Annotated in this window: 16 protein-coding genes; 10 read left to right on the top strand and 6 right to left on the bottom strand. The window is 70.2% G+C overall.

Going from position 1 to position 18,621, the window contains the following annotated elements:
• Positions 1-7 precede the first annotated feature (7 nt).
• The 4 genes from lgt (at position 8) to L2Z93_RS10195 (ending at position 5,206) form a co-directional block, all read left to right on the top strand.
• Positions 8-2,413, top strand: a complete 2,406-nt coding sequence (gene lgt / locus L2Z93_RS10210) for a prolipoprotein diacylglyceryl transferase (RefSeq protein ID WP_090585895.1) — start codon at positions 8-10, stop codon at positions 2,411-2,413.
• The gene (locus L2Z93_RS10205) at positions 2,392-2,805 is read left to right on the top strand and encodes a DUF2752 domain-containing protein (RefSeq protein WP_090585892.1); all 414 of its coding nucleotides are present in this window, start codon (positions 2,392-2,394) and stop codon (positions 2,803-2,805) included. Before lgt ends, L2Z93_RS10205 begins: the two co-directional genes overlap by 22 nt.
• Before the next feature lie 102 nt (positions 2,806-2,907).
• The gene (gene pyk, locus L2Z93_RS10200; protein ID WP_090585889.1) at positions 2,908-4,326 is read left to right on the top strand and encodes a pyruvate kinase; all 1,419 of its coding nucleotides are present in this window, start codon (positions 2,908-2,910) and stop codon (positions 4,324-4,326) included.
• A gap of 16 nt (positions 4,327-4,342) precedes the next feature.
• On the top strand, positions 4,343-5,206 hold the full coding sequence (locus L2Z93_RS10195) for an acyl-CoA thioesterase II (protein ID WP_090585886.1): 864 nt from the start codon (positions 4,343-4,345) through the stop codon (positions 5,204-5,206).
• A gap of 3 nt (positions 5,207-5,209) precedes the next feature.
• On the opposite strand, the gene L2Z93_RS10190 is transcribed toward L2Z93_RS10195, so the two are convergent.
• The 6 genes from L2Z93_RS10190 to L2Z93_RS10165 all read right to left on the bottom strand — a co-directional run bounded on the left by L2Z93_RS10190 (position 5,210) and on the right by L2Z93_RS10165 (position 12,499).
• Positions 5,210-5,707, bottom strand: a complete 498-nt coding sequence (locus L2Z93_RS10190; protein ID WP_090585884.1) for a DUF4190 domain-containing protein — start codon at positions 5,705-5,707, stop codon at positions 5,210-5,212.
• Positions 5,708-5,807: 100 nt separating this feature from the next.
• Entirely contained in the window at positions 5,808-7,523 is a 1,716-nt protein-coding gene (cydC, locus tag L2Z93_RS10185; RefSeq protein WP_090585881.1) for a thiol reductant ABC exporter subunit CydC, read from the bottom strand.
• Positions 7,510-9,129, bottom strand: a complete 1,620-nt coding sequence (gene cydD / locus L2Z93_RS10180) for a thiol reductant ABC exporter subunit CydD (RefSeq protein ID WP_090585878.1) — start codon at positions 9,127-9,129, stop codon at positions 7,510-7,512. Before cydD ends, cydC begins: the two co-directional genes overlap by 14 nt.
• Before the next feature lie 34 nt (positions 9,130-9,163).
• Positions 9,164-10,207: a cytochrome d ubiquinol oxidase subunit II gene (cydB, locus tag L2Z93_RS10175; RefSeq protein ID WP_090585875.1), complete on the bottom strand. Its 1,044-nt coding sequence runs from the start codon at positions 10,205-10,207 to the stop codon at positions 9,164-9,166.
• An 18-nt stretch (positions 10,208-10,225) separates the two neighbouring features.
• The gene (locus tag L2Z93_RS10170; protein ID WP_090585871.1) at positions 10,226-11,716 is read right to left on the bottom strand and encodes a cytochrome ubiquinol oxidase subunit I; all 1,491 of its coding nucleotides are present in this window, start codon (positions 11,714-11,716) and stop codon (positions 10,226-10,228) included.
• Positions 11,717-11,878: 162 nt separating this feature from the next.
• Positions 11,879-12,499: an HdeD family acid-resistance protein gene (locus L2Z93_RS10165; protein ID WP_370745793.1), complete on the bottom strand. Its 621-nt coding sequence runs from the start codon at positions 12,497-12,499 to the stop codon at positions 11,879-11,881.
• An 86-nt stretch (positions 12,500-12,585) separates the two neighbouring features.
• Between L2Z93_RS10165 and macS the strand changes: the two genes are divergently transcribed.
• The 6 genes from macS to L2Z93_RS10135 all read left to right on the top strand — a co-directional run bounded on the left by macS (position 12,586) and on the right by L2Z93_RS10135 (position 18,616).
• Positions 12,586-13,746, top strand: a complete 1,161-nt coding sequence (gene macS / locus L2Z93_RS10160; protein WP_090585864.1) for a MacS family sensor histidine kinase — start codon at positions 12,586-12,588, stop codon at positions 13,744-13,746.
• On the top strand, positions 13,743-14,399 hold the full coding sequence (locus L2Z93_RS10155) for a response regulator (RefSeq protein ID WP_090585860.1): 657 nt from the start codon (positions 13,743-13,745) through the stop codon (positions 14,397-14,399). Before macS ends, L2Z93_RS10155 begins: the two co-directional genes overlap by 4 nt.
• A 58-nt stretch (positions 14,400-14,457) precedes the next feature.
• Positions 14,458-16,362 (top strand): DUF2339 domain-containing protein, encoded by a 1,905-nt coding sequence (locus L2Z93_RS10150; RefSeq protein WP_090585856.1) that lies wholly within the window; start codon positions 14,458-14,460, stop codon positions 16,360-16,362.
• A 14-nt stretch (positions 16,363-16,376) separates the two neighbouring features.
• Entirely contained in the window at positions 16,377-16,895 is a 519-nt protein-coding gene (locus tag L2Z93_RS10145; protein ID WP_090585852.1) for a hypothetical protein, read from the top strand.
• A gap of 93 nt (positions 16,896-16,988) precedes the next feature.
• The gene (locus tag L2Z93_RS10140; protein WP_090585849.1) at positions 16,989-18,152 is read left to right on the top strand and encodes an ATP-binding protein; all 1,164 of its coding nucleotides are present in this window, start codon (positions 16,989-16,991) and stop codon (positions 18,150-18,152) included.
• 89 nt (positions 18,153-18,241) lie between these two features.
• Positions 18,242-18,616 (top strand): hypothetical protein, encoded by a 375-nt coding sequence (locus tag L2Z93_RS10135; protein WP_090585845.1) that lies wholly within the window; start codon positions 18,242-18,244, stop codon positions 18,614-18,616.
• Positions 18,617-18,621 lie beyond the last annotated feature (5 nt).

The raw sequence follows: 18,621 nt of genomic DNA, 5'->3' as shown, positions 1-18,621 counted from the left end.
AGCTGGGTTGAGTACGACGTTGCTGGCGTATTTCCCCAGCCCACCGCAAGGCGTCTGGTATCTCGGCCCGGTGCCGATTCGCGCCTACGCGGTGTGCATCATCATCGGCATCATCGTCGCGCTGATGCTCGGCGACCGCCGCTGGGTTGCCCGCGGCGGCGAACGCGGCGTCATCTACGACGTCGCCCTGTGGGCTGTGCCGTTCGGGCTGATCGGCGGCCGGCTCTACCACGTGATCACCGACTGGCCGACGTACTTCGGTCCGGGGGGCCACGGCCCGATCGCCGCGCTGCGGATCTGGGACGGCGGCCTGGGCATCTGGGGCGCGGTGGCGCTCGGCGCCGTGGGCGCCTGGATCGGCTGCCGGCGGCACGGCATCCCGCTGCCGGCCTTCGGCGACGCGGTCGCGCCCGGAATCGTGCTGGCCCAGGCCATCGGCCGGATCGGCAACTACTTCAACCAGGAGCTCTACGGCCGCGAAACCACGGTTCCGTGGGGCATGGAGATCTTCAATCGCGGCCCCAAGGGGTGCGCCGGCCCGCAGCCGCTCGACGGGATGTCCACCGGCGAGCTGTGCGCGGTGGTGCACCCGACGTTCCTCTACGAACTGCTGTGGAACGTCCTGATTTTCGCGCTGCTGATCTGGGTGGACCGCCGCTTCAAGATCGGGCACGGCCGGTTGTTCGCGCTGTATGTGGCGGGCTACTGCGTGGGCCGGTTCTGCGTCGAACTGCTGCGCGCCGATTTCGCCAACGAAATCGGCGGCATCCGGGTCAACTCGTTCACCTCCACCTTCGTGTTCATCGGCGCGGTGGTGTACTTCATCCTCGCGCCCAAGGGCCGGGAGAAGCCCGAGGACCTCGAGGGCAAACGTCCTCCCGAGCCCATTCGGGAGGAACTGCACGATCTGGGCGGCAGCGTCAGCAAGGACCTCGCCGCCGCGGTCGCAGGCAGTGGCCTGGGGGTGGCGGTGGCCAGAGCCAGCGTCGACGGCAAGAAGGAAGCCGAGGCAGAGGCCGCCGAACTGGTGGCCGAAGAGGCGCCCGAGGCCGAACCCGATGATCTGGCCGAAGCCATCGAGGCCGGGGTGGACCCCGCGGCGGCCATGACCGTCGACATCGCCGACGATGCCGAAGCCGCCGAACCCGACGAGGCCATCGAGGTGGTCGAGGCGCTGGACGGCATTGAGCCCGACGCTGGCGAGGTGGTCGCGGTCGTCGAAGAAGACCCCGAACCTGACACGGTCGCCGGGGACGCCGAACTGGCCGAGGCCGAGTTGGCCGAGGATCCGGACGTGGCCATCGAGGCCGAGGACGACCTGGAACCGTCCCCCGAGCCGGAGGAAGACTCCGGCGAGGACGTCGATCTGCTCGACGAGTCCGAGCGCGAAGAGCTGGAAGGGTTCGCCGAGCCGGCCGGCCCCGCCGCCGTCTCCGAACAGGGCGAGGAAGAGCAACCGGCGTCCGCCGACGAGGCTGATGGCGACGAAGCCGAGCGGGACGCTGACGAGTCCAGCGAATCCGATGCCGACATCGACATCGACATTGACGAGGAGACTGCGCTGGGCGAGGACGCGGATTCCGACGAAGAAGCGGAACCCGAGGAAGACGATGAGCCCGAGGAAGACGGGGAGCACGACGCGGACGCGGCCGTCGATGGGGAACCCGAGCCGGTAGCCGCACTCGTTGAAACCGCCGCGGAAGTCGAGGCCGAGTCCGACACGGTCGCCGCAGACGCCGAACTCGCCGAGGCTGAACTGGCCGAGGGCCCCGAGGTCGTCATCGAGCCCGAGCCCGAGCCTGAGCCTGTGGCCGTGGTTGACGCGGAAGTCGAGGCCGAGTCGGAGGCTGACTCCGGTGCGGATGTCGACCTCCTCGATGAATCCGAAGCCGAGGAACTCGAAGGCCTGTCCGAACCGGTCAACGAGAGTGCCCCGGAATCCGAGGCGGCCGAAGAGATCGACTCCGCTGAGGAAGCGGAGGACGCGGAGGAAGCGGAGGACGCAGGCGCTCCCGAGGAACCGGCCGAGGAGCCAGACGCCGACGACGATCCGGTGAGCCGTGCCGCCGAGGAAGCCGAAGCCGAGGACGGCGACGAGGACGATCCGGTGAGCCGGGCGGCCGAAGCTGCCGAGTTCGACGACGAGGACGATGTCGTCGATGAGCCGTCGGAGACCGATGCGCCTGCCGAGGTCGAGAATCCTGCCGAGGTCGACGAAATCGCCGAGGCCGACGACCCCGCCGACACTGCTGAGACGTCCGAGACCGTCGTGGTGACCGAAGACCCCGCCGAAGACGACGTGGCCGCCGAAAGTGAGGACGACGCCCCGCAGGACGCCACGGCCGCCCAGATGGCTGCCGCGGTGGCGGAGCCCAACGAGCCCCGCCGTCGCTGGTTCCGCCGGCGGAAGTGAGCGGGCGGGCGAACCTGTACGGCGCGCTGGGCATCGGCGCGCTGACCGCCGGGGCGCTCACCTACACCGCGCTGGCAGACCCGCACCGGCCCGGTTTCCTGTTTCCGGGCTGTCCGTTCCTCGCGCTCACCGGTTGGTACTGCCCATTCTGTGGTGGCCTGCGGATGACGCACGCGGTGCTGCACGGCGACTGGTCGACCGCCGTGCACGACAATGTCTTCCTGCTGGCCGCCCTGCCGCTGTTGGCGCTCTGGGCGGGCTGGCGCTTGGGGACCAAGAAACCACTGCTCACGAGGGGTTTCGTTGTTACCGTGCTGGTCGCGCTGCTGGCCTGGACGGTGGTGCGCAACGTGCCGGGCTTCCCGCTGACGCCGGAGTTCTCCGCCCGCTGACCCCGCGTTGCCACAGCATGCTGGACGTCGTCCCGTTGACCGGAATCTGAACTCTTCTTGATCGGTCGAGACGCGCGCCGAACGGGACTATGCTGATTCGTCGTGAGTAGACGCGCCAAGATCGTATGCACGCTCGGACCCGCCGTCGGTAGCGAAGAAAAGGTGAAGGCGCTCGTCGAGGCCGGGATGGACGTCGCCCGGATGAACTTCAGCCACGGCGAGTACTCCGCGCACCAAGCCACCTACGAATGGGTCCGGGCGGCTTCCAACGCCACCGGGCGGGCCGTCGGCGTGTTGGCCGACCTGCAGGGCCCGAAGATCCGCCTGGGCCGGTTCGCCGACGGACCCACGGTCTGGGAGACCGGCGAGACCGTCCGGATCACCGTCGAAGACGTCGAAGGCACCCACGACCGGGTGTCCACCACCTATAAGCACCTCGCCAAGGACGTCAAGGTCAATGACCGGCTGTTGGTCGACGACGGCAAGGTCGCGCTGATCGTCGAAGGCGTCGACGGACCCGACGTGGTCTGCTCGGTGATCGAGGGCGGGCCCGTCAGCAACAACAAGGGCCTGTCCCTGCCCGGCGTCGAGGTGTCGGTTCCGGCGTTGTCCGAGAAGGACATCGCCGACCTCGAGTTCGCGATGAGCCTCGGCGTCGACATGGTGGCGCTGTCGTTCGTGCGGTCCCCGGCCGACGTCGACCTCGTGCACGCGGTGATGGACCGGTGCGGGCGCCGGGTGCCGGTGATCGCGAAGCTGGAGAAGCCGGAGGCCATCGACAATCTCGAGGCGATCGTGCTGGCCTTCGACGCGATCATGGTGGCCCGCGGCGACCTCGGCGTCGAACTGCCGCTGGAGGCGGTGCCGCTGGTGCAGAAGCAGGCGATTCAGATGGCCCGCGAGAACGCCAAACCGGTGATCGTCGCGACCCAGATGCTCGACTCGATGATCGAGAACTCCCGGCCCACCCGGGCCGAGGCCTCCGACGTCGCCAACGCCGTGCTCGACGGCGCCGACGCGCTGATGCTGTCCGGTGAGACCTCCGTCGGCCGCTACCCGTTCGACGCCGTGCGCACCATGAGCCGGATCATCACCGCGGTGGAAGACAATTCCACGGCCGCGCCGCCGCTGACCCACACCCCGCGCACCAAGCGCGGCGTCATCTCGTATGCCGCCCGCGAGATCGGCGAGCGGCTCGACGCCCGGGCGCTGGTGGCGTTCACCGAATCCGGCGACACCGTCCGCCGGCTGGCCCGGCTGCACAGCCCGCTGCCGCTGTTGGCGTTCACCGCCCGCCCCGCGATCCGCAGCCAGATGGCCTTGACCTGGGGCACCGAGACGTTCATCGTGGGCCAGATGACCAGCACCGACGGCATGATCCGCGAGGTGGACAAGTCACTGCTGGCGCTGGGCCGTTACCGTCGCGGTGACCTGGTCGTCATCGTCGCGGGCGTGCCGCCGGGCACCGTGGGGTCCACCAACCTGATCCACGTGCATAGGATCGGCGAGGACGACCACTAACAGGACGGGGGCCCGCGTGCCGCAGCGCGACTTCGATGAGCTGCTGGCGGTGCTGGACCTCCGCGCCGGTGGCGAGGACGTGTTCTTCGGGGCGCACCCCAGCAAGAACCCGGTCCGAACCTTCGGCGGGCAGATGATGGCCCAGGCCTTCGTCGCGGCGTCGCGCACCCTGCCGCGCTACATCCCACCCAGCGCGCTGAACATCCACTTCATCGCCGGTGGAGATCCCGAGCACGATCTCGAGTTGCGGGTGGTCCGGCTGCGCGACGAGCGCCGGTTCGCCAACCGGCGCGTCGACGTCATGCAGGACGGCACCCTGCTGGCGACCGCGCTGGTGGCGTTCATGGCCGGCGGACGCGGGTTGGAGCACAGCACCCCGCCTCCGGAAGTGCAACCGCCGCATGACCTTCCGACGATCGAGAAGCTGTTGGAAGGTTACGAGGAAACGGTGCCGCTGTTCGTCGAGGCGCTCAAACCCATCGAGTGGCGGTACACCAACGACCCGGCATGGATCATGCGGGACAAGGGCGAGAAGCTTCCGCACAACCGGGTGTGGCTCAAGGCCCGCGGCGAGATCGGCGAGGACCCGGTTCTGCACCAGGCGGCGATGGTGTACTCGTCGGACACCACCGTGCTGGACTCGATCATCACCACCCACGGCCTGTCCTGGGGGCATGACCGCATCTTCGCCGCCACGATCAACCATTCGGTGTGGTTCCACCGCCCGATCACGTTCGACGACTGGGTGCTGTACTCGACGCAGTCGCCGGTGGCGGCGGAATCCCGCGGCATGTCGAAGGGTCACTTCTTCGACCTGGACGGCCAACTGCTGGCCACCGTCGTCCAGGAGGGCCTGATCAAGTACTTCCCGACGAACTGAGGATCAGGGCTCGGGCGTCACCGTGACGCTGAAGCGATCTTCCAGATTGTTCGCCCACTGGTCCTGGCAGGCCTGTTGGGCGGCGACGTCGTCGCCGGCCCGGTTCAGGCAGTCCACGAAGTCCTTCCCGCCACCCTCGTTGAACAGCCACATGCCGGCGGTGATCATCACGATCACCACCACCACCGAGGCGACGACGCCGAGCGCGCCGGTGACGATGCCGGCGGTGGCCATCCCGCCGTTGTTCGCTTCGCCGCGCTTGGCGCGACCGCGGCCCACCACTCCGCAGACGATCCCCGCGACGCCGAGCACCACACCGCCGACGACCGTGAGCGCCGCCGGCAGCGACAACAGGCCACAGATCAGGGCGCTGAGACCCACCCCGTTCTTCGGTTGGGCCGGCGCCGGGTAGCCGCCCGGCTCGCCGGAATAGGGCTGCGGAGGCGGCGGCGGATAGTTCCAGGGCTGTTCGCCGGACGGCTGATACGGCGGCTGAGTCAAGGCGTCTGCTCCCGGTCGGCCGGTGGACGATTTCCCCGACCACGATACACGCGGGGCCTTCCCAACAGCTGGCGGCAGGCGAAGCCCTCGGGCGCCAGCCCTAACCCGGAACGCGGATCCGCTGCCCGGCGAAACCCGCCGGCAGGTGATGGGTGGCGACCACCACGGTGCGCTCCGGACCGAACAGGCCGCCGACGCGCAGCAATTCGTCGAGCACCGGTTCGGCGTCGCCGATGTCGAGATGTTCGGTCGGCTCGTCGAGCAGCAGCACCGGCGCCCGCGAGCACAGCGCCCGGGCCAGTAGCAGTCGTCGGCGTTGCCCGGCCGAGACCGCCGAGGCCCCGCCGGTCAGCACCGTGCCCAAACCCCCCGGCAGGCCCGCCAGCCATTCGCCGAGACCCACCCGGCGCAGTGCCTCCTGGAGCTCGGCGTCCGCGCAGTCGCCGCGGACCACCAGCAGATTGTCCCGAACGGTGGTCTCGAAGATGTGCGCGTCCTCGGCGAAATATCCGATCCGGGAACGCAATTGGGCTTCGTTGAGGTTGCTCAGCGCCACCCCGCCGACGGTCACGCATCCCTGCTGCGGCGGGATCAGCCCGGCGAGGGTGAGCAGTAACGCGGTCTTGCCGGCGCCGCTGGGCCCGGTCACGGCCACCCGGGCGCCGGCGGCCACATCCAGGGATCCACTGAAACCGCCGCTGGCGCCGGGGAAGCCGGAACACAGATTGTCGGCGCGCAGGTCGACGCCGTCCGGTTCCGGTCCGGGCGGCCGATCCACCGGCGGGTTCGAGGGGCGAGGAACGAGCTCCGAAGAGGCCCGGCGCAGCCGACCAGCCGGCTCGGGTGCGCGCGGGTTCCCGGTGAGCTCCAGCAATCGCCGGGCGGCGATGCGGGAACGGGTCAGCTGGACCGCCGCCGCAGGCAGCGCCGTCGTCGCCTCGAACGACGACAGCGGCAGCAGCATCAGGATCGCCAGAATGGGGGCGTCCAGCGTGGGGGACAGCCCGATCCCGACGACGGCGGCGGCCAGCACGGCGGCGCCCAGAGCCAGCGTCGGCGCGGCCGCCCCGAGCGACGCGGGTGCGGCGGCCCGGTCCAACTCGGCGCCCCAATCCCGTTGCCGCGCGCGGGTTTGTGCGATCAGCCCGGGCAGCCGGCCGGCCACCCGAAGCTCCGGGCCGTGCCGCAACGCGAGCACGGCCGCCTCATCGCGGTCGGCGTGACGTTCCCGTGCGGACAATTCGGCGGCAGCGGCGCCGCGGGCGGCCAACCACGGGGCCAGCATCCCGGCGACCAGCAGACAGATCGCCAGCACAGCCGCGACGACGGGGGAGATCAGCGCGATCGCCCCGACGGCGGCCACCGACAGCACGGCGGCCACCGCGATCGGCAGCACCGCCCGCACCAGCACCTCGGACAGTTCGTCGACGTCGGCGCCGACCCGGCCGGCCAGTTCACCGCCGGAGACCCGCAACGCCGCCGGGCGGGCCACCAACCGGCGGTAGGTCTGCGCGCGGGCGTTCGACGCGCCGGTCAGCGCCTCATCGTGGCTGACCAACCGCTCGCAGTAGTGCAGCACGCCCCGGGAGATGCCGAACGCCCGCACGGCGACCACCGCGACCGATAGGTCCAGGATCGGGGGCATCTGCCAGGCGCGGGCGATCAACCATGCCGACACCCCCGCCAACGCCAACGCGCTGCCCAGCGAGCCGACGCCGAGCGCGATGGCCAGCAGCAGCCGAGGCAGCCGCGGGCGCAGCAGGGCCAGCGCCTGCCACAGCGGGTCGGCGCGGTCCCCGGGATCACCGTCGCGCATGGCTAGCCACCTCGATCACCGTGTCGGCGCAGTCCAGCACCGGTCTGCGGTGCCCGACGACGACGACCGTCGCCCCGGCTCGCGCCCGCTCGCCCAGCGCGGTCAGCACCCGGGCCTCGGTTCCGGCGTCCAGGTGCGCGGTCGGCTCGTCGAGCAGCAGCAGCGGGGCGCGGGAGCCCAGCGTTCGGGCCAGCCCGAGGCGCTGGCGCTGACCCAGCGACAGTCCGGCGCCGCCCGGACCCAGCACGGTGTCCCCGCCGTCCGGCAATTCCGCCAGCACGGCATCGAAACCGGCTGCCGCGCACGCTGATTCGACATCGGTCAGCGGACCGAAGAGCTCGAGGTTCTCGGTCACCGTGCCGGGGATCAGCACCGGGCGCTGCGGCAGCCAGGACAGCTGCGCCCACCAGGGTTCCGGCGCCAGCTCGGTCACGGGTACGCCCGCCACCGTCACCGTGCCCGCGTCCGGCCGGGTCAGCCCGGCCAGCACCGTCAGGGTGGTGGATTTGCCCGCACCGTTGGGTCCGGTCAACACCGTCACCCGACCCGGTTCGATCACCCCGGACAGCCCGGCGGGCGCCGCGCCGTCGCGGCCCTCGACGCTGAGTCCGTCCAGCTCGATCCGCGCCCCCGCGGCCTGCGCCCGCGCAATCCCGGCGGGCGCCGGTTCGGCGCCGTCGATCAGGGCGAACGCCGCTTCGGCGGCGGTCTGGCCGTCCTGGGCGGCGTGGAACTCCACCCCGACCCGGCGCAGCGGCCAGAACACGTCCGGGGCCAGCAGCAGCGCGGTCAGCCCGGCGACCAGGGTCACCTCGCCGTAAACCAACCGCAGCCCGACGCTCACCGCGACCAGCGCCACCCCGAAGGTGGCCAGCAGCTCCAGCACCAGGGTGGACAGGAACGCGATCCGCAGCGTCGCCATCGCCGAGCGGCGATGCGCGGCCCCCAACTCGGCGATCCGATCCGCCGGCCCGGCGGCCCGGCCCAGCGAAACCAGGGTCGGGATCCCGGCGATCAGATCCAGCATCCGGGCCCGCAGCGTCGTCATCGCGGTCAGCGCGGCCGCCGACCGGTCCCGGGTGGCCAGTCCGATCAGCACCATGAACAGCGGGATCAACGGCAGCGCCACCAGCACGATCAGAGTGGCGGGCAGGTCGAAGCACGCCATCACCACCAGCGCCGCCGGGGTGAGGATCACCGCCTGGAACAGCGCCGGCAGGTACGCGGTGAAGTAGGGGCGCAGCCCGTCCAGGCCGTCGATCACCACCGTCGTCGCGGCGTCGCGTTGCTCGGCGATGAGCCGGGGATCGCGGGCGGTCACCGATTCCAACACCCGGGCGGCCAGGTCGGCGATCGCGGCCGACGCGCCGCGCTGCGACAACCGGGCCTGGCGCCATTGGGCCAGCGCGTGCAGGACCCAGACGGCGGCCAACCCGGCCAGCAGCGGCGCCCAATGCGCCACGGTGCGGGTGGACGGATCGCTGATCACCCCGGCCACCAGCGCGGCCAGCAGCACCGAACCCGCGATCGCGGCGAGGCTGACCAGCGCGCCGTAGCCGACGCTGGCCAGCAGGAACCGCCGGACCGCGGGCGATTCCCGCCACAGCCGGGGGTCGATCGGGCCGCGGGCGCTCAGCGCGCTACCTCGGCAGACCGATGGGCTCGGGGATCCGGTCGGCGGAAATCCGCTGCCGGAACACCCAATAGGTCCAGCCCTGGTAGCAGATCACCAGCGGAGCGACGATCACCGCGGCCCAGGTCATGATCTTCAGCGTGTACGGGCTCGACGAGGCGTTATGGATCGTCAGGCTCCAGTCCGGGTTCAACGTCGATGGCACCAGGTTCGGGTACAGGTCGCCGAAGAGCATGGTGATGACCAGCAGCACGGTGACCGTCGTCGCGACGAACGCCCACCCGTCACGGGTTCCGTTGCGCAGCAACAGGATCGAGCCGACCAGGCTCAGCGCGGCCGCGGCGAACACGATCCATGTCCACGGCTTGCCGTAGGCGAACTCGGTCCACAATCCGAACCCGCCGATGACGACCAGCGCGGGCGCCGAGATCCGGCGCGCCGCGGACAGCGCGTCCTCGCGCACCGTCCCGCTGCTCTTGAGCGCCAGGAACGCCGCTCCGTGCAGCAGGAACAGCGCGCACGTGGCCAGCCCGCCGAGCAGCGTGTAGACGTTGATCACGTCGAAGAAGGACAAGTCCCAGACCTGCTGATCCTCGGCGACCGGCAGGCCGCGGACCAGGATGGCGAACGCGACACCCCACAGGACCGCGGGCAGCCAGGAGCCTGCGGCGATGCCGATATCGGCCCAGCGCCGCCAGTTCGGGTCGTTGATCTTGCCGCGCCACTCGATCGCCACCACCCGCAGGATCATCCCGAACAGGATCAGCAGCAGCGGCAGGTACAACGTCGAGAACACCGTCGCGTACCAGCCGGGGAACGCGGCGAACATGGCGCCACCGGCGGTGATCAGCCACACCTCGTTTCCGTCCCAGACCGGGCCGATGGTGTTCAGCGCCGCGCGCCGGTGTCGCTCGGCGTCCTCACCCCGGCGCGCGGCCATCCGGCCCAGCGGGCCCATCAGCATGCCGACGCCGAAGTCGAAGCCCTCCAGGATGAAGAAGCCGACGAAGAGCGCGGCGACCGTGATGAACCAGAACTGTTCGAGACCCATCGTCGATCAACTCCCTTCCTAGTAGGCGAACGACAGGGGTTCGACGTCGTCGTCGCCCGGGGTGACCGCCGGAGCGGGCTCGGCGTCGTGCTCCTGCGGGCCCGCCGCGATGTAGCGGCGCAGCAAATAGGACCAGGCCACCGCGAGCACCGCGTAGGTCAGGGTGAACAGGATCAGCGAGGTCCACACCATCCCCGCCGAATGGTTGGACACCCCGTCCTGCACCGTCAGCCGGATCGCCTGATCTCCGTCCGGGTTGGGCGCGACCACCCACGGCTGGCGTCCCATCTCGGTGAACACCCAGCCGGCGGAGCTGGCAAGGAACGGCATCGGCAGGCTGAGCAGGGCGAACCCGGAGAACCAGCGCTGATTGGGGATCCGGCCGCGCCGGGTCATCCACAGCGCCGCCAGCGCGAACAACCCGGGCAGCACCATGAACCCGATCATCGCCCGGAACGACCAGTAGGTGACGAACAGGTTCGGCCGGTAGTTGCCGGGACCGAACTTCTCCTCGGCGGCCTTCTGCAGATCCTCGACGCCTTCCAGCGTCACCCCGCTGAACTGGCCCTCGGCCAGATACGGCAGCACGAACGGCACCTCGAGGACGTGGATGACGCCGTCACAGCTGTTGTGCGTGCCGACGGTCAGCACCGAGAACTTCGGATCGGTTTCGGTGTGGCACAACGATTCCGCCGACGCCATCTTCATCGGCTGCTGCTGGAACATCAGTTTGCCCTGCACGTCCCCGGTGAACAGCAGCCCGAAGGACGCCACCAGCGCAACCCAGCAGCCGAGAATGGTGGCCGGCCGGAACATCCGCACCGCGTCGGATTCCGGGGCCGCCGGGACCGGGTGGCCGGCGTCCTCGTCGGCGCGGCGCCGGTCGCGGACCATCCACCAGGCGCTGACCGCGGCGACGAAGATCGCGGCGGTCAACATGGAGGCGGCCACCGCGTGCAGGAACGCCCAGATCGCGGTGTTGTTGGTGAACAGCGCGACGATGCTGGTGAGTTCGGCGCGGCCGGTGTCCGGGTTGTAGACGGCGCCGACGGGATGCTGCATGAACGAGTTGGCGGCGATGATGAAGAACGCCGAGGCGTTCACCGCGAACGCCACGATCCAGATGCAGGCCAGGTGCACCGCGCGGGGCAGTCGGCTCCAGCCGAAGATCCACAGGCCGATGAAGGTGGATTCGAAGAAGAAGGCGACCAGGCCTTCCATGGCCAGCGGGGCGCCGAAGATGTCGCCGACGAAGCGGGAGTACTCGCTCCAGTTCATCCCGAACTGGAACTCCTGCACGATGCCGGTGGCGACGCCGATCGCGAAGTTGATCAGGAACAGCTTCCCGAAGAATCTGGTCAGTCGGTACCACTCGTGGCGGCCGGTGATGTGCCAGATGGTCTGCATGACCGCGATGAGCGGGGCCAGGCCGATGGTCAGCGGCACGAAGATGAAGTGGTAGACGGTGGTGATGCCGAACTGCCACCGTGCGACGTCTAGTGCGTCCATATTCACACCGGCTTCCTGCGCTCAGGTTCTACGACGCAGTGTAGTAGCACTCGTCGTCGGGTGAAACCCGCCGCTGTCCAGTGTGAGCCGAACGACAGCTTTCCGGCCAACGCAACAGGCCGCCGTCCACCGCAGTGGACGACGGCCTGTTGGCGGGGTCGATCAGACCGGGGACTTGCCGGCTTCCTTCTTGAGCGCCAGCGCCGAACCGATCTCGAAAGCGCCGAGCACGATCAGCCACGCGCCGACCACCAGGGTCAGCATCACGATCGAGGAGAACGGCGCGACCATCATGACGATGCCGGCCAGCGTGGTGATGACGCCGAAGAAGATCGCCCAGCCGCGGCCCGGCAGGTCGGGGTCGCCGACGGCGGTGCCGGTGGTGGCCACGCCGCGGAAGATGAAGCCGACGCCGATCCAGATGGCCAGCAGCATGATGGCAGTCAGGCCACCGTCGCTTTCGTTGCCACCGAAGCTCTTCAGCGCCAGGAAGCCCAGCACGATGCTGGCGGCGCCGCTGATGAACATCAGCACCCGGCTACCGGCCGAGGCGTGGATCGCGAACGCGAAGACCACCTGGGCGATACCGCTGATCAGCAGGTAGGCGCCGAACAGGATGGCGGTGACGAGCAGCGTCTTACCGGGCCAGGCCAGGACGATGACGCCGAGGATGATGGCCAGAAGGCCGGACACAACAGAGGATTTCCACAGCGGGCTCACCAGTTCGGGAATGATGGTGCCGCGTTGGGGCGTGCTAGTAGTCATGGGCGAATCTTGACACAATCAGATCAACGCTGGGTAACCACCCCCGCATCGTTAGCTTCCGGTTATCGAAACGGCTGCTGAGAATCAACCTGAGGGGATCGGAAATGGCGGCGCAAGGTCCTGATCCGGCCGCTCCGCTGTGGCGCGCTGCCCAGGTGTTTCGTCTCCTCGGTTACCTCTACGCGCTGGGCTTCCAAATTGCCGTCAACGGCGATCTGGAACGCCCCCTCCTCGCCTGGTCAATGTTTGCTGGCCTCACGGTGTGGACCGTCTTTTGTGCGGTCGCCTATTTGCACGGGTTCGGCCGCCGGCCGGGGTGGGTGATCGCAGAGCTGGCCGTTTCGCTGGCGCTGCTGTTCGGCACGCTGCTGGTGGCCTCCCCGGACTGGGTGGCCGACAACCAGTCCCTGCCGACCACCTTGTGGCTGACCAACGCCACCGTGTCGGCGGCCATCCTGTGGGGTCCGGTCGGCGGCGTGCTGACCGCCGCGCTGATCATGGCCGCCTACGCGCTGGAGAAGGGCGCGGTCGAGGTCAACCTGGGCCGTAGCGCCGGGCTGGTCATCGAACTCGCGGTCGGCCTGGCGGTGGGCCTGGCCGCGCGCACGGCGCGCCGCGTCCACGCCGAACTGGAGCGGGCGGCCCGGCTCACCGCCGCCGCGTCCGAGCGGGAGCGGCTGGCCCGGCAGATGCACGACGGGGTGATCCAGGTGCTCGCGCTGGTCGCCCGACGCGGCCGGGAGATCGGCGGGCCGACCGCCGAACTCGCCGAACTCGCCGCCGAACAGGAGCGGGTGCTGCGGCGCTTCGCGCACACCGGTGACCTGGCCGTGCGCCCCACCGCCGACGGGGACGCCGACGGCCGGATCGACCTGCGCCCCCTGCTGGACCGCTACGCCGGGGACCGGGTGACCGTCGCGATGCCGGCCACCGCCGTGCCGCTGCCCGCCGAGGACGCGACCGAACTGGCCGCCGCGGTCCGCAACGCCCTCGACAACGTCGCCCTGCACGCCGGTCTCGACGCGCGGGCCTACGTGCTGGTCGAGGATCTCGACGACGAAGTGGTGGTCAGCGTCCGCGATGACGGAGCCGGCATCGCCCCCGGCAGACTGGAAGCCGCCCGCGCCGAGGGCCGGATGGGCATCGACAAATCCATCGTCGGTCGACTCTCGGCGCTGGCCGGAACGGCCGTGCTGCACAGCGACGACGAGGGCACCGAGTGGGAGCTGACCGTGCCTCGGTCAGCCGGGAAGGCACAGCGATGACGACGGAAACCCCCGCCCCGACGGTCATGGTCGTCGACGACCACCCGATCTGGCGCGACGCCGTGGCCCGGGACCTGGCCGATGAGGGCTTCACCGTGGTGGCCACCGCCGACGGGGTGGCAGCCGCCAGGCGGCGGGCCGCGGTGGTGCTGCCCGACGTGGTGGTGATGGATATGCAACTGGCCGACGGCGACGGGGTTCGCGCCACCGCTGAGGTGCTCGCGGTGTCCCCGGCCAGCCGGATCCTGGTGCTCTCGGCCTCCGGCGAACAAGACGATGTGCTGCAGGCCGTCAAGGCGGGCGCCACCGGATACCTGGTCAAGAGCGCGTCGAAAGCCGAACTGTCCGAGGCGGTCCGGGCCACCGCTGCCGGGCGCGCGGTGTTCACCCCCGGACTGGCCGGGCTGGTGCTGGGGGAGTACCGGCGAATGGGCCGCACCCGCAAGGCCGCGCCTATGCTCAGCGAGCGGGAGACCGAAATCCTGCGATACGTGGCGAAGGGGATGACCGCCAAGCAGATCGCCGAGAAGCTGTCGCTGAGCCACCGGACGGTGGAGAACCACGTCCAATCGACGTTCAAGAAGCTGCAACTCGCCAATCGGGTAGAGCTGACCCGCTACGCCATCCGGCACGGCCTGGACAAGGAACCCTGAGCCGCTGCCACAACGGTTCGGGTAGTACTACCTAGCGCTCGCCCGACATGATGGGGCAATGGCTGACCCCAATCCCGCCGCCGTCGCCGTGCTGTCGCGACTGTCCGGCGAATGCGCCGCGCTATCGGACCGGTTGACCGCGATGGCCGGCGAGCTGACCGAACTGCAGAGCGCCTTCGGCGTCGCGGTTCCCGCGCAACCCGCCACGCCGCCGCCTGTGCTGCCGCAGCCCGCGGTCCCGCAGCCGGCCATGCCGTACCCGGCGCAGCCCGTCGCCGCGTACCCGGCTGCCCAATACCCGTCCCGGCGAGAAGGTTGGGCCCCGCCCACCGTGGCGTACCAGCCTTTCCCGTCGACCCCGTCGACCCCGTCGGCGCCGAAGCCGCCGCGCCCCGATCGCGGGTCGGGCTGGGTCGGCAAGCTGCTCGCGGTCGCGGGCGTCGGGGTCACCCTGATCGGCGTGGCGCTACTGCTGGTGCTGGCCGCCCAGGCCGGCATCCTGCGCCCGGAGATCCGCGTCATCGGCGGGGCGGTGCTGGCCGGGGCCCTGGTCGCCGGGGCGATCCGGTTCAACCGCCGCCCCGGCGGCCGCACCGGCGCGATCGCGCTGGCCGCCACCGGCGTCGCCGCCGCCTACCTCGACGTCATCGCCGTCTGCACCATCTACGGGTGGATTCCCGCGCCGGTCGCCCTGCTGCTGGCCTTCGGCCTGGCCGGCGCCGGCATGGTGCTCGCCCGGCGCTGGGATTCCCAGGCTCTCGGACTGCTGGTGCTGATCCCGCTGACCGTGCTGGCCCCGATCGTCACCGATGGTCTGGACCTGCGTCTGATCGGATTCATGCTGATCGCCTCGGCCGCCAGCCTGCCGTTCCAACTCGCCAAGAACTGGGGCTGGATCTTCGCGGCCCGCACCGTCGCGGTGACGCTGCCGCTGCTCGCCGGGCTGGCCGGCGTCCACCGCACCGCCGAGCATGCCTGGCTGATCGGCGGGGCCTGCGCGCTGGCCGCCGCGCTGGCGCTCGCCGGCGCCCTGCTGGTGCTGCCGACGGTCACCAACCGGGTGGCCATCGCGCTGTGGACCGTCGTCGGGACGCTGCCGGTGCTGGTCGCGCCGGCCGGAGTCGGCAGGACCGCCGCGGTGCTGATGCTGTTCGTCCTGGCCGTGACGCTGCTGACCATCGTGGCGCTGGCGCACCGGCTGCCCGGCGTGCCGGGCCCGGTCGCGACCATCTGGTCGGCGCTGGCCGCGGCCGCCATGATGATCGCCGCCGTCGTGCTGTTCGACGGACCGGTCCGCGTCGCGGTCATCCTCGCCCTGGCGCTGCTGGTCGCGCTGGCCGCCGAACGCGTGAGCTCCGCCCGCTGGATCTCGGTTGCCGTCGGCGCGTTCGGGTTCCTCGGCTACCTGGCCTACGTCCCGCCGGAGCACCTGGTCCGCGCCCACGAGCTCGACGGGGGACCGGCCACCGCCGTTCTGGTGTCCAGCGTGCTGCTGATCGGCTGCGTGGCCGTGCAACTGCTGGCCTACGCCCGCTCCGCCGCCGCAGCGACCGCGCCGGACGGCACGCGCGCCGACCTGCGCCCGTGGTTCGTCATGGGCGGCGCGGTGGTGCTGTACGCGGTGACGGCGTTCATGGTGGTGGCCGGGGTGCTGATCGGCGGGACCGAGGGCGGATTCCTGGCCGGACACGTGCTGGCCACCATCTGCTGGGTGATTGCGGCGGCGGTGCTGCTGGTGCTGGCCCTGCGGATCCGCGACGCCGGAACCCGCAATGCGCTGGTCACCGGTGGTATGACCCTCACCGCGGCGGCCATGGCCAAGCTGTTCCTGTTCGACCTGGGCACGCTCGACGGGATCTTCCGGGTGATCGTCTTCATCGTCGTCGGGCTGATTCTGCTGGCCATGGGCGCCGGTTACGCGCGGACGCTGGCCCAACAGGACTCCGAACGGGTGGACCGCTGAATTACTATGGTGGCGTGTCGCGACCTCCGGATCTCCTGCATCATCCCGTCGTCACCGCCGCGGTGGGGACCGGCGCCTACGCGTGGGACGGCGCGAACGCCGCGTACCGACTCGCGACCAAGGTCCCGATCTTCGGCTCCCAGCTGGACCGCAGCTCCAACGCGCTCTCGCAGCGCGGCGAGGAAGCCATGGCCGCCGGCATCAGCTCGATCCGGCCGATCGTCTCCAACATCCTGATCCAGGTGCTGCAGCAGACGATCGCCGAGATGGACCTGACCAAGGTCGTCCGCGACCAGATCGACGTCAACGCCATCGTCAGCAACGTCAATATCGACGCGATCATCGACCGGATCGACCTGGTCGGATTGGCCAACTCGGTGATCGACGGCGTCGACCTGCCCCGGATCATCCGGGATTCGACCATGTCGGTGACCACCGGCGCGCTCGACGGTGTGCGTTCCACCGGCCAGCGCGCGACCGGGGTGGTCAACCGGGTGCTCGGCCGCAACGCCGAGATTCCCGCCGACGCCTGAGCGCTTCCCAGCGCCGGTCGGCTGTCGGACCCTCGATTTATCGTTCTTTATACAAATAGGGGTTATCCCCGTGATGTGTAAAGAAGTGTAAACATGGTTCAGCAGCGCAGTCCCTACACGCCGGGCTCCCTGGCCCATCACCTCCCCGGCCGCGACGCCCAGCTCGAACGCGTCAACGTCCACCTGACCAACCTCAGCCTCTACCGGCAGCTCGACGGCCGCGTCCACGTGTTCGTCGGGCCCCGCGGCGTCGGCAAGACCAGTCTGCTGCGCGCGGTGCAGAGCGACGCGGACCGTCGCACCTTCACCACCGCGTGGGTGACCGGCGGCGACACCGCGTCGTTGGCCGTCGAACTGGCCAATGAGTTCGAGCGGATCTCCAAGAAGTGGACCAAGACCACCCGGCAGGCGTTGATCGCGACGCTCAAGACCGTCCGAATCACCTTCGGTGGCGCCTCGGTGCAGTTGGCCGGCTCCGCGGAGCGCGCCGCGAATCCGGGCGCGGCCCGACTGCTGCAGCAGGCGATGGTCACCGCCGGTCGCGGCGCCGTGGAAGCCGGCGCCGCCGGGCTGGTCGTGTTCGTCGACGAACTGCAATCCGCCGACCCGGTGGGCATCCGGGCGCTGGCCTACGCCTGGCAGCACATGCAGGCCGAGGCCGACGATCTGCCGGCGGCCGTCTTCGCCGCCGGGCTGGGACACACCCAGGACGTCGTCGCCAAGGCGGTGAGTTTCGGCGAGCGGTTCGAGTACGGGCAGCTGACCAACCTCGACGAACGCGCGGCGCGCGCCGCGCTGGCCGACCCGGCGCTGGCCGTCGGCGTCGCCTGGGAACCCGCCGCACTGGACCTGGTGCTGGCCGAGACCAAGGGCTATCCGCAGTTCATCCAGGAATTCGGCGACAAGATGTGGGAGGCGGCCGGATACCCCGGCCCCGGCGGTGTTTTAGCGACGGCGCATATCCCGGCCGCGATGACGCAATTCACCGTCGCGCGCAACGCCATGTTCCGATCCCGGTGGACTGCCGCCACCCCCGCCGAGCAGAAGCTGCTGATCGCGATGGCCGCCCTCGGCGAGGGCGACATCCGGCGCAAGGAGGTGGCCGACGCGATGGGCGTCGGCACCGCAGCGATCGGCATGGCCCGGCAGTCCCTGATGGACAAAGGGTTGATCGAGGCCGCGGCGCGCGGCCGGATGCGTTTCACCGCACCGGGATTCGGCGGTTTCATCCGGGAGTTCGTCGACACGGCGGACTGAGCCCGCGGGGCGGCGAGCCGAAAAATGCCACGCGCGCCGCCACGTCCCCAGTACCGTCGAAAATGAGACGGACCAGACAGGGGACCGCGGTGGCGAATTCGGACTGGCGAACCACACAGCTGATGGCGGCGACCCGCTGCGGACACGTCGAGGTCTTCGAACGCTTCGGCGACCTGCCCGGCCAGTACCACTCCACCCCGCTGCTGCGGCTGTTCGGCACCATGCTGCAGGAGAACGCGAAGACCGGCGAGACCCGGATCGTGCTCGCGGTGGCCGACGACCACGGCCGCGTCCGGGAACTGGTCCCCGGGGTGACCAAGAAGCGGTTTGTCGCCGTCATGTGGGACGGCGGCCCGATGGACCCCGATTCCGCGCTGCACCGACGGTTGGAGGCCTGGTCGGAGTGGGGAGTGGTGCCCGACGAGGACGACTGGGCGTCGTTGCGGCCGACCGGGCCCCGCTGAGGCTC

Origin of the sequence: Mycolicibacterium brumae (genome assembly GCF_025215495.1) — a bacterium.
Lineage (GTDB): Bacteria > Actinomycetota > Actinomycetes > Mycobacteriales > Mycobacteriaceae > Mycobacterium > Mycobacterium brumae.
Note: the sequence above shows the minus strand (reverse complement) of the source record. Positions and strands in the feature narration are given on the sequence as shown.